Here is a 23,733-nt window from a genome sequence, read left to right as displayed (position 1 = left end):
GATACTTAGAAACAAAGTATGAACATTTTTCACTATTAATAAGTTGAGAAAATGAAAAAACCCTTATAAAACGAACGGAGGATGCAGGATGGCATTTCATTTGGATTACTTTTCATTAAAAGGTAAGACGGCATTAGTAACAGGAGCAAGAACAGGAATTGGGCAAGCAATTTCAGTTGGATTGGCAGCGGCAGGAGCGCATGTTCTGCTATTGGGTCATCGTGATAATTTACAGGAAACACAGGAAAAGATCGAGGAAATTGGCGGAACGTATGATACGATCTTAATCGATTTAAGCCAAGTTGAAACCATTCGGGAAAAACTTAAACCGATCATGGAAAAGTATGAGATTGATATTTTAGTCAACAATGCGGGTGTTATTTACCGTGAACCAGCGGTTGATTTCAATGAGCAAGAATGGATGCGTGTCATCGACGTAAACGTGAATTCCATTTTTGTGCTTTCTCAGGAAATTGGAAAAGGAATGGTGGAAAGAGGATCAGGAAAAATCATCAATATTGCGTCTCTATTATCCTTCCAGGGCGGTATTTTCGTACCAGCCTATACAGCAAGTAAGCATGCTGTTGTTGGATTAACGAAGGCTCTAGCAAATGAGTGGGCTGGTAAAGGCGTTCAAGTCAATGCGATTGCACCAGGGTATATTGAAACAAACAACACAGAAGCCATCCGAAACGATGAGCAGCGCAATAAATCCATATTAGATCGGATTCCGGCAGGTCGCTGGGGAGAAGCAGATGACCTTGCTGGAGCGGCTGTCTTTTTATCATCCAAAGCATCTGAGTATGTAAATGGTCATGTATTAGTTGTAGACGGCGGCTGGATGGGAAGATAAACGTCTCGTAGTAAAAAATAAAACGGCAGCTGGGACATAAGTATTTAACACAATCATAGAACCGAATGATTAGGAAGTGACTCTTTCTAATTATTCGGTTTTTTATTTTTTTAATATTTCTAAACATGAGTGAAGTGGAGCGGAGGACACTTGACTCCTGTGGGCAATAGATGAAAGGGTAAACCCCGCAGGGCCTTGCTTCGAGGAGGCTCATCTTTTTGATCCCACGGAAAAACAGTATCTGCATCGCAATGGAACCGCCTTGTATAAACACGCAAACCACGCCAATGAACATTCGTGTTATAGAAATAGTATTTCTGTTTTTTCCCAGCCTCTGTCTTTTGTATACATCGATAGTAAAGGAAACTTGACGTGAAGCTCCCTTTACTATAAATTAGAAATAATGAGAGGTGATGAAGTGAAAAATCGATTGCCTGAGTTACGGAAAACGTTTGGTTATTCGCAAGAGCGACTTGCAGCCAAGCTTGGGGTGTCGCGGCAGACCATTATATCAATTGAAAAAGGAAAATATTTTCCTTCTTTGCCGCTGGCTTTTGAAATTGCGTCTGCTTTTGAAACAACCATTGAGCATGTATTTATTTATGAAGGAAGCAACCTAAAAAAGGAGGATGAATAATGGAATCACGGAAAACTTACTTTGTCATGGGAATATTCTTCACAATTATAGGGGGATTTGTAGGATTTGCCGGAATTATGGCTGACTCTGCACCCATATCCATAACCTATATCCTTCTTGCCATGGCTTATATGTCCTTTTGTTTAAGCTACTTATTTCCGCAATTTAAAGAAAATGATGAAAGAGTAAAACTGATTAAGCAGAAGGGAATGTTTGCATCATTTTTGGCCATTATGCTCTATTTGATTCTCTTCCAGTTCAGCTTACAGCTTGGCTGGCTTGAAGTTAGTGCATTGCAAATGCTTCATATTTTGGCTACATTAATGATTTGTACTGTCTTTTCATCGTTTGTCATATATTCTAAAAAAATATGAAAACATTGTTCAATCCCTTTATTTCCTAGGGAATAATGTCGATTGATAAGGTTATTCCTACTTCAGTTACTGACCAATGAAACAAACAGTACGCATAAGAAACGTTCTTGGCAGCTTTCGTGGTGAGGAAAACTTAATTCAAAGATCAGCATTTTCCTTCTTTTTTTAACAGATATAGGCAACTGTCTTAAGCATAAACGAATGTCCCGCATATTTTATCTTATAAATTGGCTATGCATAAAAGCAGTTTTGTTTCAGTTCTCTTCTGCATCTACACGCGAAAATCTATAAATTATTGTCCAGTGCATAAAAAAAGAGAAGGGCTAGCATTGCGCAAAGCCAATTAACTATTATAGGGGGGCCTTTTAACATGTATGGAATGAGAAGACCTTATGGATTTGGATATGGAGGATTTGGCAGAAGACCATTCGGATATGGCTTTGGCGGGCCATTTCTAGGTGGATTTGTTGGAGGACTGGCAGCAGGTGCACTTCTTACACCTGGTTTTGGCGGTTATCCTGGTTATCGACCTTTTTATCCGCCATATTACTATTATTGATCATGGTGTGGCTGGCTTTTGCCAGCCATTTGTCATCTGTAAGAGCAAACTATAAAAATCATTTTATAAATTTAGAAACAAAGGTTTAATATTATTTTATTTAGGGAAAAGAAGGGTATGGCTAATCCCTTTAGTTGTAAGGGGGAACCATGGGCTGTCTATTTTCTTCAGCAGCCTGAGCGGTTGATATTGTTTTTTAGGTATGATAAGTTGATATACAAGGAAGGAGGATAGCAGAACAAATTGGAAATGGAATTGTTTTTCATATATTCGTAATAGTGTACTGAAGAAGGGGATCTGTCTCTTGCAGATAAAGAATGCAGTACACAAAGAGATTATGAAGATATGAAAATTAATTCTTTACGGCGAAATTTCTATCTTACACTAAACTCTAGTTTCATTCGCTTCGATTCACTTCGCAATTTACTTCTATTTTATAAAATTACCAAAGTTCTTTCCCTTCGTACTAAAACGAGTTGAAAGGAAGAATCAATGAATTCTCAAAAGAAAAAATTAAATATTGTTTTTTACGCATCGGCGGTTATTATAGCAAGTTTAGTATTGGCAGGTGCGTTCATGCCAACGGCGTTTGCAAATGTAGCAAACACAGCCCTACAATTTACCACGCATAACTTTGGCTGGCTTTATTTAGGGGCGATCTTCATTTTTGCGATCTTTTTAATTTACTTAATATTTAGTAAATACGGATCAGTTCGCCTGGGCGGTAAAGATGAAAAACCACAATATCCGCTGTTTACTTGGATTGGTATGCTGTTTTCTGCCGGTTTCGGTGTAGCTCTCGTATTCTATGGAATCGGGGAACCTATGTCGCATTTCTTCGCACCTCCATTTGCAGATGTAGAGCCGCAGTCTACTGAGGCTGGAAGAATTGCGATGGGCTACTCTTTTTTCCACTATGGAATTAGTCAATGGACCGTCTTTGGAATTGTAGGTCTTGCAATGGCGTATTTCCAATTTAAAAAGGGCAAAGACGGAATGGTATCTACAACACTTTCCCCTATTATTGGAAAAGGGAAACATGAAAAGCCAACCAAGAGACTTGTTGATATTCTTGCCATTGTTGCAACGGTGTTAGGTGTGGCAACTTCCATCGGCTTAGGGGTTATGCAAATTGATGGAGGAGTTACATCCACTTTCGGACTTGCAGAGTCGCCATGGACGCTGATTATCATCATGCTTATTCTAACAGGCTTATATCTATTATCTGCTACAACAGGATTAGATAAAGGAATCCGCTGGTTAAGTAACTTCAACTTAGGTGCAGCTCTTGTGTTTATGATGTTTGTATTTATTACAGGTCCCACAGTGTTCATTTTAGACACTCTAGTTGTGGGAATTGGGGATTATATTACTAACTTCATTTCTTATAGTCTCAGACTAAATCCTTATAGCGGCGGAAACTGGGTTTATGACTGGACTGTGTTTTACTGGGCATGGGCAATTGCATGGGCACCATTTGTTGGAGCCTTTGTAGCTAGGGTTTCAAGAGGCCGTACCATTCGCGAATTTATTCTAGGTGTAATGGTCGCACCGCCAGCCATTGCTTTACTGTGGATCGCTGTGTTCGGCGGAACGGCTCTTCATATGGATTTATTTGAAGGCGGTACAATCGCAGCTGCCGTGAACAATGACATTACTAGTGCCTTGTTCGCCACATTAGCAGGCTTGCCATTTACAGAAATTGTTTCCGTATTGGTGCTTCTATTAATCTTTACATTCTTGATCACATCTGCTGATTCAGCCGTCTTTATTTTGAGCAGTATGTCGACTGGGGGCTCACTCAATCCTCCACTTCGCATCAGAATTGTTTGGGGTGTTCTTATGAGTGGAATTTCATTAATTTTGCTTCTTGCAAGCGGACTGTCTGGATTGCAGACAGCTTCCATCATTGCTGCATTGCCATTTGTTATCATACTCTTGCTGATGAATTTCTCAATATTCAAAGTAATGAGAGCTGATTATAAACAAGAAGCAGTAGTGAAAAATGCAAGCACAGCCAAAAAAGAGGCTAAAGAAGCAAAAGAGGCCAAGGGTGTAAAAGAGAAAAAGCAGAAATCAAATAAATTGAGTGAAGATAGTGCTACCGTGTCATAAAGAAAGAAAAGGGTCTGAGGCAAATGCCTTGGACCCTTTTCTGTGGTTTAAAAAAGTCGAAGATCTAAAGTGTGTCAACTCTGTCCTTGCTTTATATTTGTTCTTATCTATCATGCTTGTTGTTAATGAAGCATCCTTAATTTCCGTTTTATCTTCAAAAGCGGCATTATAAAAGGTTAACGTTCTTGGAGGGTTATGTTTTTCCAATGTAAGAGATGAAATCGTGTAAAGTTTAACGGTCACAATGAAAGTGACAAGATGAAAAGCTGAATACGTGTTATGTTTAACGAATACCTGCTGCTCCATATTTTTTAATCATGAATGAGGCAGACATATATGTTAGATCGCAGTTCCCCTCTTAAATAGTTAAAGCCGAAAATATAGTAGAATGCTAATAAAAAAAACCTTTACCAAGACTGGTAAAGGTTTTATTGTTATAAGTTATCCTTTACCAGCTATGGCAAAGGTCTCGCAAAAAACATTTTGTTGCCAGTTTAGCCGGTGATGAAAATCATCACGTATTGACGACGAAACTGTTAGCTACTCCCCTTTGGAGTTAAAATTATTTAAGAAAAATTATAGCTTTGAACGCTGAAAAAGTGAATATGAATGTGTAAGGATGTTGTTACGAAGCAAAAGGGAGGGTATACATAAATAAGATTCTTATACTTTGTTGGTTTTTGTCACCTTTTGTATAAATTTGATGGTTGAAATATTCGAAAAACAGGCTAAATTAAAAAAATATGCTATAATTTATTTTGTAAATTTTATATGAATAGGAGTAATCGCTATGGTGTTAAAAGATGTGTTTATTGGCCTTTCCCAAAATCAATTCTTAAATAATACGGCGAAAAAATATGGGTTAAAATTGGGTGCTCAAAGTGTTGTTGCAGGCACTAACTTAACCGAAGCGATTAAGAGTATTAAAGAGCTTAATGCGAAGGGGATTTCTTGTACTGTAGATAATCTTGGCGAATTTGTATTTGAAAAAAGTGAAGCTGCAGAAGCAAAAAATCAAATTCTTGAAGTGATTGAAGCCATTCATGAACATCAAGCAGATGCGCATATCTCTTTAAAGCCGTCCCAGCTGGGCCTTGATATTGATTACTCTTTTTGCTTAGAGAACCTGAGAGAAATTGCAGCTCGGGCTTATCAATATGGCATCTTCATCAATATCGATATGGAAGACTACAAAAGATTGCAGCCTTCATTCGATATGCTCGATGAGCTTTCAAAAGAATACGACAATCTTGGAACAGTGATTCAAGCGTATTTCTTTAGAGCTGATGATGATATTGAAAAATATAAAAATTACCGTTTGCGCATTGTAAAGGGAGCGTATAAAGAGCCCGCAGATGTTGCATACCAAACAAAGGAAGAAATAGATAAACATTATATTCAGCTGATTGAGTGGCATCTGCTAAATGGCAAATTCACTTCCATCGCAACACATGACCATCGGGTGATTAATCATGTGAAGCAGTTTGTTAAAGAGCATCAGATTCCGAATGATAAATTCGAATTCCAGATGCTGTATGGCTTTAGAAAAGATATGCAGCTGGAGCTTGCCAGCGAGGGTTATAACTTCTGCACATATGTTCCTTTCGGCCATGACTGGTATGGATATTTTATGCGTAGATTAGCTGAACGACCGCAAAACTTAAATCTTGTGGCTAAACAAGTATTTACAAAGAAAACGAATACATTTATTGGTGTGGCTGCAGGAGCCTTTTTGCTTGGCAGACTTACGAAGAGAAGAAATAAATAAATCGATCGCCTGTTCGTTGAAAACGAGCAGGCTTTTTTATATCTTCTCAAAGGATATAAGGAATAGATTGCAAGCAAAGTGGAAGATTTTCTGACAAAAAATAAAATTTATTGTTTTAATTATTCAGATTCTTTAGTAGAATGAATATTAAAATATTTAAGGGGCGGTATCCATATGAGTGATATTTTTAAATGTGATGAGATTATTCAGAAGTAAGAACCCTATTTAATGGGTGAGGAGATTACTGTATTTAATTAAGAAAATACTAAAAGTAAAAGAACAGGGGTTATTATAATGAAACTATTAGAAACCATCAGCTCAATCGCAGGTAAATTTTTTGCCGTATGGGTGATAGTTATTGCGGTTATTGCTTTTCTAGTGCCAGAACCATTCCAGCAGCTGGGAGGCTATGTGACAATTCTTCTAGGTGTAGTAATGTTTGGAATGGGCTTAACGTTAAAGCCTGTAGACTTTAAAATGATTGCTACCAATCCTTTTCCCGTTTTAATTGGGTTTATTGGACAATTTACCATCATGCCGCTTATTGCTTTTCTAATCGCAACAGCATTGAACTTACCAGCTGAACTTGCGGCAGGACTTGTACTTCTTGGCTCTGTACCAGGAGGAACGGCTTCAAACGTAATGGTCTTTTTAGCAAAAGGTAATGTGCCATTATCAATTGCAATGACGTCATTGTCAACATTGCTCGCACCTTTGGTTACGCCGATTATTTTATTATTATTGGCTGGTCAATGGATGCCGGTTGACGCAGCTGCTATGTTTTTATCGATTGTTCAAGTTATTATTGTACCGATAGCGTTAGGATTATTGATTCGAAAACTTTTCCCAAAAACAGTAGAGAAGAGTATCGGTGTCCTGCCATTGATTTCTGTTGCTGCTATTATGATTATCGTTTCAGCCGTTGTATCAGGTAATGCTGAAAGACTTGCACAAACAGGAGTGCTTGTTTTTGTCGCAGTTATGCTTCACAACGGTGCAGGTTTACTGCTGGGATACTTTGCAGCTCGATTGTGCGGTCTTGATGAAAGCAAACGCCGGGCCATTGCACTTGAAGTAGGTATGCAAAACTCAGGGCTTGGGGTTACACTTGCTACTGCACATTTTGGTCCGGTCGCTGCTATTCCGAGTGCTTTAGGAGCGGTTTGGCATAATATTTCAGGTCCAATTTTGGCTACATACTGGGCGAAAAAACCGGTTGTGGAACAGAAGGAAAAGGCTGGAGTTGATCACACAGAACAGGCTGTGAAACATACGCCAATAGGATAGAGTGGAAGAAGTGCTGCTTGATAAAAGCGGTACTTCTTTTTTATAAGGTTCTTTTCTTAGCGGTTGTTGTTTTAATAATCACTTTTCAAAGGGGCATTTAGTTATATGTCTGTTTGATTGAAACGTAAGAGTGCGAGGCTCAGCTCCCGCCCCGCCTGAAGCGAGTATTCTGAAGTGGAAATCTTTGTACATTAATGTAAAAGCAACAATATTTGCGAAATCAGCCGATAAAAAAGACCTTTCATATCGATCGCTCATATGAAGGTCTATGAATATTAATTATAATAGTTTGGTTATATCATCTTCAATTTTACCCGGCTCCGTAGTAGGTGCATACCGTTCAATGACCTGGCCATTGCGATCTACAAGGAATTTCGTAAAGTTCCATTTAATATTTTTCGATAAAACGCCTTTTTTCTGTTCTTTTAAGTAGGAAAATAACGGATCTGCATTTGCTCCATTCACGTCAATTTTTCCAAACATCGGGAAGGTCACACCATAATTGAGCTGGCAAAATTGTGTCGTTTCTTCAATATTATCAAACTCCTGATTATTGAACTGATCACAAGGAAAGCCTAATATTTCTAAGCCTTGATCCTTGTATTTATCATACAAACCTTGCAGACCTTCGAATTGAGGAGTTAGCCCGCATTTGCTTGCTGTATTCACGATCAGCAGAACCTTACCTTTATACTCATCTAATGATTTTTCATTGCCATTTGTCATTTTTACTTGAAAATCATGTATGGTGCTCATTTTATTTCCTCCCTAACGTAAAATTAAATCGTGTACGATCTAATTTTAAGGTGTTTTATAGGGAAAAGCAATTGAGAGTTTTTTCTTAACTATTCCCACATAAAATCACCTGCAAAAAGTCTCTTTTGAAACATAATCTGTCACATAATCCTCAAACTTTCGCAATCATGCATAAAAGAGATCTAATCAATATATGTTACACTCTATATAGATCTAAATGATAGATAACTGAGGTGTACATTGTGAAAACAGTATTAGTCATCGGCGGCGGCATTACGGGAATGGCTGCCATGTATGAACTGCAAAAGTGGAAAAAAGAAAATAAATCAAATGTGAAACTAATCCTTGCAGAAGGAGCAGATCACCTGGGCGGGAAAATCCGTTCTGTTAAACAAGATGGATTTCTTATGGAGTCTGGTGCAGATTCAATCGTTACACGTAAAACTCATTCCATGTCTTTTATGAAAGACTTGGAGCTTGAAGAAGAAGTAGTATACAACGCATCAGGCAAGTCTTATATTTACTCAGATGGCCAGCTTCATCCAATCCCTTCCAACTCGGTCTTTGGAATTCCTGGAACGATTGAGGCATTGGCTGAGAGCACACTTGTTTCAGCGGAGGGAAAGATTGCCGCTTTAAAGGATTTTTATACAAAAAATGAACACTTTACAGAAGAAGATTCAATTGGAGAATTTCTAGAGCACTTTTTCGGAAAAGAGCTTGTGGAAAAGCAAATTGCTCCGGTACTATCTGGTGTGTATTCTGGTGATCTGAATCAATTGACGATTTCAGCTACCTTGCCGAGTGTGCTCAAATATAAAAATGAATTTGGCAGTATTATTAAAGGCTTTGAAGCAAATCTTGAAATGTATCAAAGCAGCGGACAAAAACGTTTCTTATCATTTAAAAATGGACTGGATACACTTATCGTTGCCTATACAGACCGTATGGAGGATGTACAGCTCCTTATGAATAGCAAGGCAGAGCGAATCGAAAAGCAGGATGGCCAGTACAAGGTTACCTTTACAAATGGAGAAGAGATTATTGCGGATCATATCATTTTAAGCATTCCACACAAAGCTGCTGAAAACATGCTTGCTGACCAGGAGCTGCAGGATAGCTTTCAGCAATTAAAGTCCAGCTCTTTAATAAGTGTCTACCTTGGCTTTGAAGTGCGTGACAGCGTCTTGCCTGCTGATGGAACGGGCTTCATATCAGCAGATCCAGACGAATTAACATGCAATGCATGCACATGGTCCAGTCGAAAATGGTCTCATACGTCTAAGAGCGGAAACCTTTTACTGCGCCTTTTTTATAAAAGCAGCTTGACCAATTATGCTTCTATTGAAAAGATGACAGAAGAAGAGCTGCTGCAAACAGCTTTAACCGATGTGGAAAAAGCATTAGGAATTGATGCTGCACCAGCCATCAGCGAAATTACCCGCTGGGAGAACAGCATGCCAAATTATTTAATTGACCATAAAGAAACAGTAACCAGCCTAGAACAAAAACTTGCCGACATCTATCCAGGCATCGAACTTGCCGGCTGCTCCTATTATGGGGTAAGCTTGCCGGATTGTATTGAAAATGGGGAGAAGACTGCGAAGAAGGTTATAACAGAGTTGGCGTGAAGCGAGGGAGGCAGCTGGATAGGCTGCCTTTTTGATTTGATCTAATTTCTTGTAAAACAAAACTAAAACAAAAAAGCGGTGCAGGAATATAAAGCAATATATAGAACTATCTCAGTATGGTGGTGTGGGAATATAGATTAAAAAATTATTGTATTTACACAAGAACAAGCTGAAGATATTACATTGACTTAGCGTTATGATAGTTTATATTCATTTTATGATTTGGAAGCTGATAAAGAAGATCTGGAGGGAAATAAGACATTTATGCAGAAAACGAATGGAAGTGTTTTTAAGTTTATAGAAATAGAATATAAATGTTGATAAGATGACTATTGTATTTCTTTCACTTTGAAATTAGGTATTGGTGGTGAGCAAATGAGTTACACCAAAAATAATGGATTTGAATTTCTTGAATTCCTAGATATAAATGAAGCAGAAGTTTCGGAATACCCTCGATTGGCTGGGTCCTATGCTGTTGTCAAAAGCAACAATAAGTATTTGCTATGTTATAACACTTTCAGAAAACAATGGGAATTCCCAGCAGGAAAGCGGGAAAATGGTGAAACACCAAAAGAGTGTGCAATACGTGAACTATATGAAGAAACTGGCCAGATAGTGGACGATTTAGAATTTAGAGGTTTGTTAAAAGTAAAGAACAATACAAGTAATGAAATCAAATATAATCCTGTCTATTTTACTGTACTAGAAAATCTTCAGCCATTTCGAGAAAATGTAGAGACAGATGCAATTACACTATGGGACGGTCAGCAGAAAATTAAGTGCATAGATGAGGTGGATCTAAAACTAGTTGCATTTATAGAGTAAATTTTACTATAGAAATACACACAAAAAAATACAGCGATTACTCGCTGTATTTTTCCTATTAGTTAAAGATAACCGAAACCAATTCATCCATGGTCATGCCGCTCTCAACTTCAAAGGTGCCGGGGCGTAATTCGTTGGATAAGCCGCGGTTTTCAACTTCTTTAAAGAAGTCGTTAGCGTTTTCGATGACGTTCGCTCTCTCCAGTGCATCACCGACATCAATGCTGGTCATTCCCGAAGTAACAGTCAGCATCGTGCGGTATACAACTTTTTCAGCCGTTTCCGTTTCATCTTCTTTCGCAGGCTCTTCTGTTTTTTCAGGTTCAGCAGATGCTTTTGCATCAGCAAGCTGCTTGCTCCATTCATCCTCAGTAAGGATCACATAATCTTGATCAGTTAACGCTGCTTTCATTTCATCTTCTGTTAAAGCCTTTGCTTCTTCTTGCATTTCTTTTGCTTCTGTCGTTTTAGCTTCACTAGGACTAAGGAAATAAACGATGGCGACTAAAGTGGCAGCTGCCAAAAGGCCTGCTGCAAAACTGCGCATTGTACCAGCTGTCATTGAGCAACCTTACTCCTTTCATCCTGTTGTTTCATATAAGGAGCAAGAACTTCTTGTACCTCAGTAGGCGAAAGCTTCATTTTCATTGCAATGCTTTCAAATGAATAGCCGCGGCGATGCATCTCCAGCATTTCTCTTAGTGTAACCTTACGTTCTTTTTCTTCTGCAGTAATGCCAGCTTCCGTATCCACAATTTCGCTGTCAAGTTCAAGATTACGAATTTGCTGTTTTAATTGATGGATTTCATCCATTAGTGAAAATGATAGCTGATCGATCTGCTGATCCGTACTTGCAGCTGTTTTTCTCGCCTTGATAAAAGATAGTACGAGCAGCACAGCGGCTGCACCAAATAAAAGTGCGATTACCCAACCCATATTAATTCCTCCTAAAAATGAAAAATGCATCTATCAATCTGTCATTATGTGTAACTGAACATAGCGGGCATAGTATGTACCTTGCAGTAATTACTAAAGCATGTCACTAAACCTATTTTATTATACACTGGATACTGCCGAATTTCGATGAGATTCGTCAAAATACCACAATAGTCATATCTTTATGAGAATATAAGGAGAAACTGCTACTTTTTTCTGTATGGCTATGGATCTTGCCTTCGGACGATAGACTCATGCTCGAAAGGTCACATTACCTTCTAGAATGGCGGTTTGATAGGAAATCCCGGAATTATGATAGGAAATTGATAGGAAAGTCCCTAAAACATGATAGGAATCCCGAAATTGAAAGAGAAAGTCCGCAACAAGGGTATAAAATCAACGACTATCTCCCTAAATCAAGTTTAAAACCGCCATCCAGTCTTATATTCTAGTGCAGCCTCCCGCACGAATACAAAGAAAAGTTAAAAAATTCACATTTTATCTCTGTCAAATTTGCTATAATACACCATATCCTTTTAGGCAGGTGGTGGTTTCAGATGCATACAAGTTCAAATCAGTTCCAATCGTTCAAAACGAAGATGAAAAACCGGGGCAGGCTGCTAATTCAATGTCCGGATCAGCCGGGAATTGTGGCTGCTGTCTCGCAGTTTTTATTTGAAAATGGAGCAAATATTATGGAATCGAATCAATTCTCCACGAATCCAGAGGGCGGATCGTTTTTTATCCGCATTGAATTTGAGTGTCAAGATTTGCAGGAGAAAAAGAGCTTATTACAAGAGGATTTTACTAAGATTGCAAAAAACTTTTCGATGGAGTGGAAGATGACATTTGTTTCCGAGCTCAAAAATACAGCAATATTCGTTTCAAAGGAACTGCATTGTTTGCGCGAGCTTTTATGGGAATGGGAAAGCGGTGAATTAATCACAGACATTTCGCTTGTCGTAAGCAACCATACTGCAGCAAAAGAATTGGTAGAATCGTTTAGCATTCCTTTTGTTCATATCCCGATGAGCAAAGACAACAAACGGCAAGCGGAAGAGAAACAGCTACAGCTCTTGCTGGACTATAAAGTGGAGACCATTATATTAGCGCGGTATATGCAAATTTTGTCTCCCGATTTTGTGGAAGCTCACCCCTTTAATATTATTAATATTCATCATTCCTTCCTGCCGGCGTTTGTTGGCGCACGCCCATATGACCGGGCGTATCAGCGCGGCGTGAAAATTATTGGAGCGACTTCGCATTATGTAACAAATGAATTAGATGAAGGACCAATTATTGAGCAGGATATTATACGGGTGGATCATCGCGACCATGCGGATGATTTGAAAAGGACAGGAAGAAGTATTGAACGCAATGTTCTAGCTCGTGCCGTTAAATGGCACCTGGAGGACCGGGTGATTGTACATGGAAATAAAACGATCATTTTTAATTGATCACGTGCGGCAGGGCGATCTATCATGCGCCCTGCTCTTTTTCGCCCGGGGTTGCTGAATTACTGTTAAGCTTTTGATCAAGCAATCGGATGACACCAATACACAGTCGCACAATCCAGAACGTACCAGTGAGCGTGAGAAATGTAAAGAGAGCATTCCAACCCTTATTATACTTTACCAGCCGTGTTTTCTTTTCAAGTACTCCTTCAATCAGTGTCATGGGAATGCTGAACAGTAACACGCTGAAGAGTGTTTTTAAAGGCTTCATTTTGTATGTGAACTGGTTGTAACTCACACATAATAACGGAAAGATAATATATAAGAAAACAATATTGGACTGAAATACTTTCGGAAAATATCGAATAGGATAGCGCACGTATTTTCTTTTGACAACAGGAATGTCAATGAGCGTTGAAATTAGAGACTTGATAAAGTAAATTAAAAACCAATCCTTCGTATCTCCTTTCTTGCGAAATAGCAGGGACCAGCCTGCCATGCTTATAGCAGTAATGATATGCAGAACCTTTTTATCATTCATAAACATCACCTCATAGTACAAATGAAACAGCATTTACCTACTAGATTGTCCATTTTCTCAGCAGATATGAATACGCTTTTTTAAAAAAAGATCCAGCAGCTGCTGGATCGAATTGTTATGATTCACCCCATTTATTTTTATAATGAGCAAGTGCGAGCAGCGGAAATATATAACGATAGCTATGATAATGAATATATAATTCTCCAGCCATTCCTTGGCCGTGCGGATAATCTGTTGTCCAATCATCTTGATCTATGTTTTGAATTAGAAAGGAAATTGCCTTTTTAATTTCAAGGGTTGGGTGGTCTGAGATGGAAATCAGTGCGTCGGCTGCCCAGGCTGTATGTGTTAATGTGCTTGTTCCTAGCGGAGTGTAGATCATGTTAGAATCGCTTTTACATGACTCTCCCCAGCCTCCATCAGCATTTTGAATTTTTTTGAGCCAGCTTTTGCCTTTTTCAATTGCTTTATGCTTTGGAGGAACGGCTGCTGCTGCTAATCCTGTTAAAGCTGACCAGGTGCCGTATATATAACAAATTCCCCATCTGCCATACCACGAACCATTGCTTTCCTGATTTGAGACAAGCCAGCGGATACCATCCTTCATTGGTGCTAAGGTTTTCCCCATATTTGTATATTGTCCCAAGTATTCAAGCGTTCTTCCGGTCAAATCAGCACTGGAAGGATCGGTAAGAATAAATTCACCTTTTTCAATCGGCAAAAAGGAGAAAAATCTGCTGTCCGTATTTTTTTCGAAAGCCGGCCAGCCGCCATCATCATTTTGCATCGAGGTAACCCAATTTGTGCCTTTGTCCCATGCATATAAGACAGAGCTATGATTTGATGCGTCCACTGTAATGGCACGAAGAGTGGCCGTGCTGTCATCCACATCAGGGTTAATGGTGTTAATGTTTGAAAAGCCCCAGCCGCCAGGCAGACTTTGAGGATTATGCACCGCCCAATCGCCATATTTGCGATGCTGTTTTTGGAGTAAAAAATTATTTGCTTTCGCGATCATGGGGTCGCCGGAAGAAACGCCTGCTTCTTGTAGGGCATGGCTGATTAAGCTTGTATTCCAAATGGAAGCGGTCGTATATTGCATATGGGTGGTTCCTTTAATGGCTGTTTTCATGGATTTCAAACCATTGATGGCATTTTGGACAATAGGATCGTGCTTAGAATGTCCAAGCGCGATCATCGCATAGATCATAAAGAAAGTGGAACTGAAATAGCTGTAAAATGTTCCGTCCTCTTCCATTCGGCCAAGGATATACTGCTTTGTCTGGTTAACTGCCATACTGTGCAATTGGGCGGGCAGGCCGGCAAGATAGGTGAGGCTGTTTTTGATAGCAGAAAAAACCTGCTGCCATTCATTTGAGCGGGACCAGCTGAAAAAAGCATCATCGCGGTTTCCATACAGTTCACGGAGGTCGGGGCGATTTTTGGTTTTTAGCCGGAATCTTTTATCAGCTAAGATCATGATGGGTGCAATGTTAGAGCGGCCATAAACGGAGAGACTGTAAAAGTTGATCGGAAAGGATGACGGCAAAAGAATAAATTCAATGGGAAGCGGAAAAAAAGCTGGCCAGCGCTGCTGCCCTGTCAAGGTAAGCATCATTTTCGTGAACATATTCGCTTTTTCCATTCCTCCGTTGTTTAAGATAAATCTTCTGGCTGCACGAAGGCGCGCATCATTTTTCTGATAATAGCGTGAGTAAAGAAGGGCGTAATAGGAGTCAATCGTTGCCGAGATATTTCCGTCAAGCTCATCGTGAAAAAGCTTCCAAGCTCCGTTTTGTTCCTGTCTGCTCATAATCCGTTGTGCTAATTCTTCAATCAATTGTTCATCATCAATTTCTAATGACCTTAATAAAATGATCATATAGGCATCTGTCGTAATCCCCGTCTCGAATGGATATTCCCATGAACCCTGTTCTGTTTGATCCTGTTTTAGACGTGTGATCAAGTGATCAATAGACTGAGTAATGTTCATCTTCTAAACCTCCTCGAAACAATCTTCCATAATACATATTCTGAAGAGGGAAACACCATTCACAAAGATAAGGAGGCTGAAGCATGGACGTACTTTCAAAAGTGCTAAAACAACTGAGATTGCCCCCTAAACTGCAGCCGCTCAAAAAAGAATTGAAAAAAGTGCTGAAAGAGAAGCAGAGTGTGAAAGTGTATTCAGCCGAGGACGAAGAACTTATAGCTAAAATTAAAGCTGAGACAATCAGATTAAATAAAAATAATGTGACAAGAACGCAGGCCTACTACGATTACTACCAGGAATGTCCGGAGATTCATTGGTCCTTCTTGGCACATATGGTTTCAAGAAATGCAGGCTGGAACATGACCGATTTACGCGGTGAGTTTCTATCCAGAATTTTAAACGGAGAAGAACAAAAAGCCTTTTTTAACTTCTTAGAAAGAGGAAACTGGCTGATTTTCCAGGATGCATATCCGCAGCTTCTGCTTTATAGAGAATGGAAAAGAACACGTAAAAATAGGTTCCATTTATTAGCTGATTTTCATGTTTCAGCTTTTATGGAGGTGATTTGGAATCATTATCTGCAAAGTAAAGATGTCGTGGTCTTAACACATGGGTTAATCATCAATGAACAGAATTATATCCAAAACAGAGTGATGAATAATGCGGTCTTTCAAAAGAATGTTGTAGATACATTGGAGTTTAAACTGCAGGATTATTTGGCATTTAATCACATTCTTTTTCCATACATGCAGGATGGAAATGTTTCGTTAAAAGGGGATACTGTTCATCAATTCCAGCATGTGGAGGCACGGATACGATTTGGGAAAAAACTGTACCAGATTCTTTTTAGCGCTGAAAGAAATCAAGCGGAGCAATGGGCAGCTGCAAACCAGCATACAGGCTCACGAAAGGATTATTGGTCACATCTCTTTAGTGATATACAAGACAAAGTGCCAGGTTCTGCTTATACAGCCAAGCTTCAAGGATGTCATTTGAAAGTCGCCAGCAGTCGTTTATATAGTCCGCAGCTTTTAGCAGTATGGGATACGCTTGACCATGAACCAGCACAGGCAGAAGAGTGGTGTAAAGATTGGCGAATTTTATATTTAATGAAAGAAGAAGAGGTTGCAGGAAACGGAAGAATTGAAGCTGATTATTGTCAGTCGTTAGAGGGATTAGAGCTTGCAGCTCTTGCAAAAAAAGTAATATCCATCTTTACTTGAGATTTGAAAATAATTTTGTGCAAACGTTTGCTCTTTTCATTGTTTTTGTGGATAATGAGGAGAGCGTTTACATTAAATTATATAGAATAAGGTGATTCGTAATGGAATGGTGGAAAAAAAGTGTAGTTTATCAAATTTACCCGAAAAGCTTTATGGACAGCAATGGAGATGGAGTCGGGGATATTCAAGGCATCATCAGCAAACTTGATTATTTAAAGAAGCTTGGCGTAGATGTCATCTGGCTTTCACCGATCTATGATTCTCCGCAAGAAGATAATGGCTATGATATTCGAGATTATCAGGAGATTTTTCATCAGTATGGAACGATGGCAGATTTTGAACAGCTGCTGGAAGAAATGCATAAGAGAGAGTTAAAGCTAGTGATGGACTTGGTTGTGAACCATACGTCGGATGAGCATCAGTGGTTTGTGCAATCAAAGCAAAGTAAGGACAGTGATTATCGCGATTATTACATATGGAGAGATGGAAAGGATAATGGAGAGCCCCCGACAAATTGGGGTTCAACCTTTGGCGGATCGGCATGGACATTGGATGAGGAAACCGGGCAATATTATCTTCACATTTTTGCTAAAAAACAGCCGGATCTAAATTGGGAAAATACTAGCTTACGAGAAGATGTTTATAGCATGATGAAATTTTGGCTGGATAAAGGCATTGATGGATTTAGAATGGATGTCATTAATTTTATATCAAAGGATCCAGATTTCCCAGAAGGTGAAAAAAATCCAGGTGATGCTTATGGAAACGGCGGGCAGCATTATATTAACGGGCCGAGAATTCATGAATACCTACGCGAAATGAATAAGAAGGTCCTCTCCAAATATGATGTGTTAACAGTCGGCGAAATGCCGGGTGCGGCTCCAGAAGACGCAAAAATTTACACAAATCCAGAAAATCACGAGCTGAATATGGTGTTTACGTTTGAACATATGGACTTAGACAGTAAAAATGGGGACAAGTGGAGTTTTACCGATTTACATCTTCAGGATTTAAAAGAAAACTTAGAAAAATGGCAGACATCTCTGCATGGTGTCGGCTGGAACAGCTTGTATTGGAATAACCATGACCAGCCGCGCATTGTATCACGCTTTGGGAATGATGGGGAATATCGTGTCAAGTCAGCCAAAATGCTTGCCACCTGTCTGCATATGCTGCAGGGAACTCCGTACATTTATCAAGGTGAAGAAATAGGGATGACCAATGTCCGTTTTGATAAATTAGAGGATTACCGTGATATTGAATTGCTTAATATGTATGATGACCGCAAACAGCAAGGCTGGGATCATGAGCAATTAATGGCGGCTATCTATAAAAAAGGCAGAGATAATGCCAGAACGCCGATGCAATGGAACACCGAGGAAAACGGCGGCTTTACAACAGGCACACCATGGATCAAGGCTAATCCGGTCTACACCGACATCAATGCAGAGCAGGCTTTAAATGATGAAAATTCAATCTTCTACTATTATCAAAACCTGATTCAACTGAGGAAAAAACATGACATTATAACAACAGGAAAATTTGAATTGCTGCTGAGGGAGCATCCTCATATTTTTGCCTATAAGCGTATAGAAGGAAATCAGCAGTTGTTGGTTCTCTGTAACTTCTCGGATCATGAGCTAGTGATTGAGGATGAGGAGATACTGCGGTTCATTGGAGATGCATCTGTTTTGATTGCAAATGAGGATGCCAGGGAAAATGGAAAGCTGTCTCCTTATGAAGGAATTGTTTATTCTTTGTAGTGATTTTATAGAATGGCGGATAAAATTTTTTGACGGCGGATAAATCAAAATAACGGCGGATATCCTGGTTGTTAGTCTATTATTTTATGATAAAAGAATTAAATTTGAAGGTCAGAGGGTGTTTCTCTTTGACCTTTTTATATTTTTGGGTAATAAATACTTACGAGATGAGAAGTTTGAAGTATAACTCCAAACTCCCTTGTGATCTCCCAATCTATTCAATCATCTGATTAGCGATTGCGATGATTTCCTCTCCATGCTGTTCCACAGGAATATCATCATTCATATATACCACAGTAAAGGCGACATCGTCGATTTGGAAAGATAGTGCGCTTTTTAGGTAATAGCCTGTTACACCTTTTTTCAGTTCCACTTCTTCATAATTGGGATAACTGCTGTCTGAAACAGGATAATCCACTTTTACTCTTAAGAGGATTTCTTCATTTTCATTTGCAGAGCGTGCTCCGAAATCAGCGATGATCATTTTGCCATCACCGTTCAGATCATTGATCACAGGAGGCATATAGGGTTCTGCTTCAAATGGCAGTTCTTCCGGTAAGGTCATGTCGAATGGAAGAGCATCGAGGCCTTCTTCTACAGTAGCTGCTTCGTAAGTGATCGGTGAATTGCCCTGCTGCTCTTCAGTAATGTCTTTTAAGTTAGTTGTGTCTAGTGCGCCAATACTAATATTTAGGAATTGACAGCCTGTCAGGAAAAAAAGACTCAGCAGACTGATAGATACTATTTTTTTCAGAAAAACTCCCCCTAATCTATTCTCTCTTTTTATTAATTTTAACATTAAATACAATAAAAGGTAATGGAGTTGTCGAAATATTTCCCTCAATAGAAAGAGACTGGATCAAAACTAAATTTTCTTTTCAAAATACGAATATACGAATAATCTTAGCATGGATTATGCTGGTAAATGGGCCCTTTCCACCTGCGCTGCGGACCCTTGCTTTCCGTGGGGAGGAAGCTGAGCCTCCTCAGAGCAAGCTCCTGCGGGGTCTCATCTTTTCCTCTATTGCCCACAGGAGTCGAGTGTCCTCCGCTCCATTTCACTCATGTTAATAAAATATATTTAATAATCATAAAAAAACCGAATGATTAGAAAGATGACTTCCTAACCATTCGGTTATATGAGAGTGTTAAATACTAATGTCCCAGCCTCTCCCTGTATTATTTCAACGCTTCCTCAAATTCATCAAACTCTTTTTCAACTTCTATTGATGGTTTAGCTGTAAGCATACTTACAATCACAACTGCCAGCAAGCTAGCAGCGAATCCTGGAATCATTTCATATAAGAAATCAGATAGATCTGCTATTGACCAAATAATAACGGTAGCGGCACCGACAATCATTCCGGCAAGCGCGCCAGCTGACGTCATCCTTTTCCAGTAGAGGCTTAGGAGAATAAGAGGCCCAAAGGATGAACCAAAGCCTGCCCATGCATAGCCGACTAAGTCAAGGATCGTCTCATTTTTTTCCCAGGAGATGAAAAGAGCAATGATTGCGACAACTAGCACTGATAAGCGCCCAATCAAGACAAGCTCCTTATCATTTGCCTCGCGGCGGAAAAAGGTTTTATAAATATCTTCCGTTAATGAACTGGATGTAACTAAAAGCTGTGAAGAAATCGTGCTCATGATGGCAGCTAAAATTGCGGCGATCAGGAAACCTGTAATAATCGGATGAAAAAGAATTTCGCCTAATGTAATAAATACTGTTTCAGGGTCATCGAGCGTTTGGCCTGCTTGTGAAAAGTAGGTGATGCCGAGAAACCCAGTAAACATGGCTCCAATGATCGAGAAAATCATCCAGCCCATTCCAATGTTTTTGGCCTTTTTGATTTCTTTTACTGACGAAATGGCCATAAAGCGTACGATGATATGCGGCTGACCAAAATACCCAAGTCCCCAAGCGAAAAGAGAGATAATTCCAAGAACGCTTGTGCCTGTGAAGATATTCAGAAGATCAGGGTTGATTTCACGGGGAATCTCCACCGCAGGTCCTATGCCGCCGATATGAAAAATCGTAACGAGCGGAACTAAAATAAGTGCAAGAACCATGATAATGCCTTGAATAAAGTCCGTCCAGCTTACTGCTAAAAATCCGCCAAAAAGTGTATAGGCAATAACAACAGCAGAAACAATCCACAATCCTGTGTGGTATTCCAGCCCAAAGATACTTTGGAATAGGACTCCGCCTGAGACCATGCCCGATGAAACATAAAAAGTAAAAAAGATTAAAATAACGAAACCAGAAATAAGGCGAAGCAGCCTTGACCGATCTTTAAAGCGGTTTTCAAGATAGCCTGGAATTGTAATAGAATCATTAGCAATCTCTGTGTAAGTACGCAGGCGCGGAGCAACATAAATCCAGTTTGCCCAGGCTCCCAATGTAAGGCCAATGGCAATCCAAGAAGCACTTAGACCGCCGGCATACATTGCGCCAGGCAGTCCCATCATCAGCCAGCCGCTCATATCTGAAGCCCCAGCACTTAGCGCGGTAACCGCAGGTCCAAGTGTACGTCCCCCCAGCATGTAATCTGATAGATTGGAAGTTTTTTTATAAGCCCAGATTCCAATCCCGACCATCCCTGCCATATAAACAGTAATAGAGACAATTAAGCTATAATCCATAAGATTTCTCCCTTCCTTCGTTAATGATATAAGATTATGAATTTTAAATCATTTGCCATATTATACAACACTTTAAAGCGTTTAGGTGATAAAATTTTCAGGCGGAAGAAACTTTTTAAATTTGAATTTCGTCCTGTATAGTGAGTGGGTGAGGGGAGTCTGATAAAATTTGATTAAAATACTTTTTCTTGCGCTATGTGGATTTTTTTTGATCGGATGCAGTACAGAGGATGAAAGTGAAACATTAGAAGCTCCTCAAATCAATTACAAACTCGCCACAACCGAGAAAACACTTCCTGCTAACTTTCATGAGATCGCTTTTGAAAGGGAGGAACCTCCTGCTTTTCAGTATTTAGTTAAAGCTGCTTATAACTCAGTTGAATTTGAGCAGTTCTGGAATTTGTTTGATTTTGAGAAGAAGATTCCCAAAGTGGATTTTGAATCAAAGAATGTCATATTTGTTGGGCTGCATGAATCCAGCTGTCCTTATCATATAGAGAATATTAGTGATGAACAAAACACGCTCGCTATTACTGTAGATACTAATGAAGACACGTGTGATGATGTTGCTTCACCGAGAGCCTTTGTCATCGAGGTTGATAAGGGAACTACTGCTTCTCTGCAGGAAGTTATGATCGCTGAGAGCGGAATAAGAACCATGGTTCTTATTCAGTAAACAAAATGGGGAAAAGCCTAGGTATGACCTAGACTCAGATGGTTTTTCTTATTTCCCAACGACTTTATTAACAGCGTCTTCCACGTCGTTTCTGCTCATTTTTTCTTTCCCTTCCATTAATGCCTGCAGTGTTCCATGTGCAAGTGTTAATGGAATTTTGCAGAAATGCAGGATGGTTGTATTGTCGATATCTTTAATATAAAGGTCTGCTAAATCAAGATTGCGCTGTGCATAGGCAAACATCTCATCAAGATTCCAGCCTTCCGGAAAAAAGCTGACACCGCGCGTTTCGTCTTCCTTATAGTTGCGGAGAATGTTAACGGCCTGCAACCCTCTGCCGAAAGCGATGCCAAGGTTTTTATCAGCATTTGTGCCATCATACCATTTCCAAATATCCGTCAGCATGACACCAACTAGCCCTGCCACCGTAAAGGTATAATCATCGAGTTCTTCCTCGTTGGTAATCTTCCATTCCTTTTCTACCCACTTTGCCATCCCCTCTGCCATGATTGAAGTAGAGTCAAGAACTTCTCTTCGAATGCCTTCAGGACAATACGTAACCCAGTCAGCGATCCGGTTGGTTACTTCGGGTAAAAGGTGTTGATATGGCTCTAATAGTTCAGTTAGCTTTTCGCGAGGATCAGCTTCTTTAAGAATGGTACTGATCGAAGAAAGAAGCTGCATTTTTAGACTGCTCTCCATCTCAGGATCATCTTCAATTTCATCGATTGCCCTCATACATAAATAGGCTGAACCAACACCTTCCTTTAACCCTTCCGGCAGCAGGCTAATAGGAATAAAGAAGGTTCTGCTTGTTTCTTTTAAGACTTCGGTTGCTTCCGTATGTAGATGATTACTACTTTTCACCGTGTCATACCATCCTTTTTTATTTATCATTCGTTTTTATTGTAACACCATTCATGATCAGATGATGTTTGCATACATTAAGACTACTGTAATTGTAGCGTGTATGCAAAAGTTTTGTCATTTATAAAGGAGTTTCTTTGAGATGGTGTTTTTTTACATTTAGATATTCATTAAAGGTGATGATTAGTGCAGATAATCATTCACTAGGAATAATGACACCTTTAGAGTGGTAAATAGATTATTGAAAGATGTAAAAAATAATAAACTGGCGCATAGGTTTTAATCATAGAATTAGCCTTTAAGAGAAGCAGGATCCACCGGCTTAGAGATTGTTATCAAGGTTAAGCCCGAAGTCGGGGGAATGAGAGAGCTGAGTAGTTAAAAACCAATTTAAACCCCCGAAGTCTTTTGGAAAGGGTGAGCTGGGTAGTTTAAAATCTAATTTAAACGATCGAAGTCTCATGAAAAGGGAGAGCTGAGTAGTTAAAATCCAATTTAAACCCCCGAAGTCTCAAGAAAAGAGAGAGTAGGGTAGTTAAAATCCAATTTAAACGATCGAAGTCTCATGAAAAGAGAGAATTGGGTAGTTAAAACCCAATTTAAACGATCGAAGTCCCATGAAAAGGGAGAGTTGAGTAGTTAAAATTCAATTTGAACACCCGAAGTCTCATGAAAAGGGAGAGTAGGGTAGTTAAAACCCGGTTTAAACCCCCGAAGTCTCATGAAAAGAGAGAATTGGGTAGTTAAAACCCAATTTAAACGATTGAAGTCCCATGAAAAGGGAGAGTTGAGTAGTTAAAATTCAATTTGAACCCCCGAAGTCTCATGAAAA

21 protein-coding genes are annotated in these 23,733 nt (G+C 39.4%); 13 read left to right on the top strand and 8 right to left on the bottom strand.

Annotated features, from left to right (window positions below; genetic code table 11):
* Window positions 1-88 precede the first annotated feature (88 nt).
* The 7 genes from kduD (at window position 89) to B7E07_RS18660 (ending at window position 7,593) form a co-directional block, all read left to right on the top strand.
* On the top strand, window positions 89-853 hold the full coding sequence (kduD, locus tag B7E07_RS18695) for a 2-dehydro-3-deoxy-D-gluconate 5-dehydrogenase KduD (protein WP_080848336.1): 765 nt from the start codon (window positions 89-91) through the stop codon (window positions 851-853).
* A gap of 418 nt (window positions 854-1,271) precedes the next feature.
* The gene (locus B7E07_RS18690) at window positions 1,272-1,490 is read left to right on the top strand and encodes a helix-turn-helix transcriptional regulator (protein WP_080848335.1); all 219 of its coding nucleotides are present in this window, start codon (window positions 1,272-1,274) and stop codon (window positions 1,488-1,490) included.
* Window positions 1,490-1,864 (top strand): permease, encoded by a 375-nt coding sequence (locus tag B7E07_RS18685; RefSeq protein WP_080848334.1) that lies wholly within the window; start codon window positions 1,490-1,492, stop codon window positions 1,862-1,864. Before B7E07_RS18690 ends, B7E07_RS18685 begins: the two co-directional genes overlap by 1 nt.
* Before the next feature lie 370 nt (window positions 1,865-2,234).
* The gene (locus B7E07_RS18680) at window positions 2,235-2,423 is read left to right on the top strand and encodes a hypothetical protein (RefSeq protein WP_080848333.1); all 189 of its coding nucleotides are present in this window, start codon (window positions 2,235-2,237) and stop codon (window positions 2,421-2,423) included.
* 492 nt (window positions 2,424-2,915) lie between these two features.
* Complete coding sequence (locus B7E07_RS18675; protein WP_080848332.1) at window positions 2,916-4,538, top strand: BCCT family transporter; 1,623 nt, start codon at window positions 2,916-2,918, stop codon at window positions 4,536-4,538.
* Between the two features lie 790 nt (window positions 4,539-5,328).
* Window positions 5,329-6,306, top strand: coding sequence for a proline dehydrogenase family protein (locus B7E07_RS18665; protein ID WP_080848330.1), 978 nt, complete (start codon window positions 5,329-5,331; stop codon window positions 6,304-6,306).
* 294 nt (window positions 6,307-6,600) lie between these two features.
* The gene (locus B7E07_RS18660; protein WP_080848329.1) at window positions 6,601-7,593 is read left to right on the top strand and encodes a bile acid:sodium symporter family protein; all 993 of its coding nucleotides are present in this window, start codon (window positions 6,601-6,603) and stop codon (window positions 7,591-7,593) included.
* A gap of 279 nt (window positions 7,594-7,872) precedes the next feature.
* Here B7E07_RS18660 and B7E07_RS18655 read toward each other — a convergent pair whose 3' ends face one another.
* The gene (locus B7E07_RS18655; protein WP_080848328.1) at window positions 7,873-8,349 is read right to left on the bottom strand and encodes a glutathione peroxidase; all 477 of its coding nucleotides are present in this window, start codon (window positions 8,347-8,349) and stop codon (window positions 7,873-7,875) included.
* Window positions 8,350-8,591: 242 nt separating this feature from the next.
* Between B7E07_RS18655 and hemG the strand changes: the two genes are divergently transcribed.
* Together hemG and B7E07_RS18645 are read left to right on the top strand one after the other, a co-directional pair.
* Entirely contained in the window at window positions 8,592-9,980 is a 1,389-nt protein-coding gene (gene hemG / locus B7E07_RS18650) for a protoporphyrinogen oxidase (RefSeq protein WP_080848327.1), read from the top strand.
* Between the two features lie 375 nt (window positions 9,981-10,355).
* Entirely contained in the window at window positions 10,356-10,805 is a 450-nt protein-coding gene (locus B7E07_RS18645; RefSeq protein ID WP_080848326.1) for an NUDIX domain-containing protein, read from the top strand.
* 58 nt (window positions 10,806-10,863) lie between these two features.
* Here B7E07_RS18645 and B7E07_RS18640 read toward each other — a convergent pair whose 3' ends face one another.
* Both B7E07_RS18640 and B7E07_RS18635 read right to left on the bottom strand, forming a co-directional pair.
* A complete protein-coding gene (locus B7E07_RS18640) occupies window positions 10,864-11,367 on the bottom strand; it encodes a hypothetical protein (RefSeq protein ID WP_080848325.1) in 504 nt (167 codons plus the stop codon).
* Entirely contained in the window at window positions 11,364-11,741 is a 378-nt protein-coding gene (locus B7E07_RS18635) for a hypothetical protein (RefSeq protein WP_080848324.1), read from the bottom strand. Before B7E07_RS18635 ends, B7E07_RS18640 begins: the two co-directional genes overlap by 4 nt.
* Window positions 11,742-12,298: 557 nt before the next feature.
* Here B7E07_RS18635 and purU point away from each other — a divergent pair.
* Window positions 12,299-13,198, top strand: a complete 900-nt coding sequence (purU, locus tag B7E07_RS18630; RefSeq protein WP_080848323.1) for a formyltetrahydrofolate deformylase — start codon at window positions 12,299-12,301, stop codon at window positions 13,196-13,198.
* Between the two features lie 22 nt (window positions 13,199-13,220).
* Here the strand turns inward: purU and B7E07_RS18625 are convergent, their stop codons facing one another.
* A complete protein-coding gene (locus B7E07_RS18625) occupies window positions 13,221-13,736 on the bottom strand; it encodes a CBO0543 family protein (RefSeq protein WP_080848322.1) in 516 nt (171 codons plus the stop codon).
* Window positions 13,737-13,851: 115 nt separating this feature from the next.
* Complete coding sequence (locus B7E07_RS18620; RefSeq protein WP_080848321.1) at window positions 13,852-15,729, bottom strand: terpene cyclase/mutase family protein; 1,878 nt, start codon at window positions 15,727-15,729, stop codon at window positions 13,852-13,854.
* 83 nt (window positions 15,730-15,812) lie between these two features.
* Here B7E07_RS18620 and B7E07_RS18615 point away from each other — a divergent pair, with 83 nt between their 5' ends.
* Both B7E07_RS18615 and B7E07_RS18610 read left to right on the top strand, forming a co-directional pair.
* Window positions 15,813-16,952, top strand: coding sequence for a DUF2515 family protein (locus B7E07_RS18615; protein WP_080848320.1), 1,140 nt, complete (start codon window positions 15,813-15,815; stop codon window positions 16,950-16,952).
* A 101-nt stretch (window positions 16,953-17,053) separates the two neighbouring features.
* Window positions 17,054-18,715, top strand: a complete 1,662-nt coding sequence (locus B7E07_RS18610) for a glycoside hydrolase family 13 protein (RefSeq protein WP_080848319.1) — start codon at window positions 17,054-17,056, stop codon at window positions 18,713-18,715.
* Window positions 18,716-18,929: 214 nt separating this feature from the next.
* Here the strand turns inward: B7E07_RS18610 and B7E07_RS18605 are convergent, their stop codons facing one another.
* Both B7E07_RS18605 and putP read right to left on the bottom strand, forming a co-directional pair.
* A complete protein-coding gene (locus tag B7E07_RS18605) occupies window positions 18,930-19,514 on the bottom strand; it encodes a hypothetical protein (RefSeq protein ID WP_139785663.1) in 585 nt (194 codons plus the stop codon).
* A 380-nt stretch (window positions 19,515-19,894) separates the two neighbouring features.
* Window positions 19,895-21,358, bottom strand: a complete 1,464-nt coding sequence (putP, locus tag B7E07_RS18600; protein WP_080848317.1) for a sodium/proline symporter PutP — start codon at window positions 21,356-21,358, stop codon at window positions 19,895-19,897.
* A gap of 208 nt (window positions 21,359-21,566) precedes the next feature.
* On the opposite strand from putP, the gene B7E07_RS18595 reads away from it, so the two are divergent.
* Window positions 21,567-22,034: a hypothetical protein gene (locus tag B7E07_RS18595; RefSeq protein ID WP_139785662.1), complete on the top strand. Its 468-nt coding sequence runs from the start codon at window positions 21,567-21,569 to the stop codon at window positions 22,032-22,034.
* Window positions 22,035-22,082: 48 nt separating this feature from the next.
* Here the strand turns inward: B7E07_RS18595 and B7E07_RS18590 are convergent, their stop codons facing one another.
* Window positions 22,083-22,931, bottom strand: coding sequence for a squalene/phytoene synthase family protein (locus B7E07_RS18590; RefSeq protein WP_080848315.1), 849 nt, complete (start codon window positions 22,929-22,931; stop codon window positions 22,083-22,085).
* Window positions 22,932-23,733: the final 802 nt, after the last annotated feature.

Origin of the sequence: Cytobacillus gottheilii (genome assembly GCF_900166665.1) — a bacterium.
Taxonomy (GTDB): domain Bacteria; phylum Bacillota; class Bacilli; order Bacillales; family Cytobacillaceae; genus Cytobacillus; species Cytobacillus gottheilii_A.
Note: the sequence above shows the minus strand (reverse complement) of the source record. Positions and strands in the feature narration are given on the sequence as shown.

Excerpts from the sequence above, each read along its gene's own strand:
- B7E07_RS18635 (WP_080848324.1), bottom strand. The coding sequence starts at position 11,741 with ATGGGTTGGGTAATCGCACTTTTATTTGGTGCAGCCGCTGTGCTGCTC.
- B7E07_RS18680 (WP_080848333.1), top strand. The coding sequence starts at position 2,235 with ATGTATGGAATGAGAAGACCTTATGGATTTGGATATGGAGGATTTGGC.
- B7E07_RS18615 (WP_080848320.1), top strand. The coding sequence starts at position 15,813 with ATGGACGTACTTTCAAAAGTGCTAAAACAACTGAGATTGCCCCCTAAA.
- putP (WP_080848317.1), bottom strand. The coding sequence starts at position 21,358 with ATGGATTATAGCTTAATTGTCTCTATTACTGTTTATATGGCAGGGATG.
- B7E07_RS18655 (WP_080848328.1), bottom strand. The coding sequence starts at position 8,349 with ATGAGCACCATACATGATTTTCAAGTAAAAATGACAAATGGCAATGAA.
- B7E07_RS18665 (WP_080848330.1), top strand. The coding sequence starts at position 5,329 with ATGGTGTTAAAAGATGTGTTTATTGGCCTTTCCCAAAATCAATTCTTA.
- B7E07_RS18620 (WP_080848321.1), bottom strand. The coding sequence starts at position 15,729 with ATGAACATTACTCAGTCTATTGATCACTTGATCACACGTCTAAAACAG.
- B7E07_RS18660 (WP_080848329.1), top strand. The coding sequence starts at position 6,601 with ATGAAACTATTAGAAACCATCAGCTCAATCGCAGGTAAATTTTTTGCC.
- B7E07_RS18675 (WP_080848332.1), top strand. The coding sequence starts at position 2,916 with ATGAATTCTCAAAAGAAAAAATTAAATATTGTTTTTTACGCATCGGCG.
- kduD (WP_080848336.1), top strand. The coding sequence starts at position 89 with ATGGCATTTCATTTGGATTACTTTTCATTAAAAGGTAAGACGGCATTA.
- B7E07_RS18590 (WP_080848315.1), bottom strand. The coding sequence starts at position 22,931 with ATGATAAATAAAAAAGGATGGTATGACACGGTGAAAAGTAGTAATCAT.
- B7E07_RS18645 (WP_080848326.1), top strand. The coding sequence starts at position 10,356 with ATGAGTTACACCAAAAATAATGGATTTGAATTTCTTGAATTCCTAGAT.
- B7E07_RS18610 (WP_080848319.1), top strand. The coding sequence starts at position 17,054 with ATGGAATGGTGGAAAAAAAGTGTAGTTTATCAAATTTACCCGAAAAGC.
- B7E07_RS18605 (WP_139785663.1), bottom strand. The coding sequence starts at position 19,514 with ATGTTAAAATTAATAAAAAGAGAGAATAGATTAGGGGGAGTTTTTCTG.
- B7E07_RS18685 (WP_080848334.1), top strand. The coding sequence starts at position 1,490 with ATGGAATCACGGAAAACTTACTTTGTCATGGGAATATTCTTCACAATT.
- purU (WP_080848323.1), top strand. The coding sequence starts at position 12,299 with ATGCATACAAGTTCAAATCAGTTCCAATCGTTCAAAACGAAGATGAAA.
- B7E07_RS18625 (WP_080848322.1), bottom strand. The coding sequence starts at position 13,736 with ATGAATGATAAAAAGGTTCTGCATATCATTACTGCTATAAGCATGGCA.
- B7E07_RS18640 (WP_080848325.1), bottom strand. The coding sequence starts at position 11,367 with ATGACAGCTGGTACAATGCGCAGTTTTGCAGCAGGCCTTTTGGCAGCT.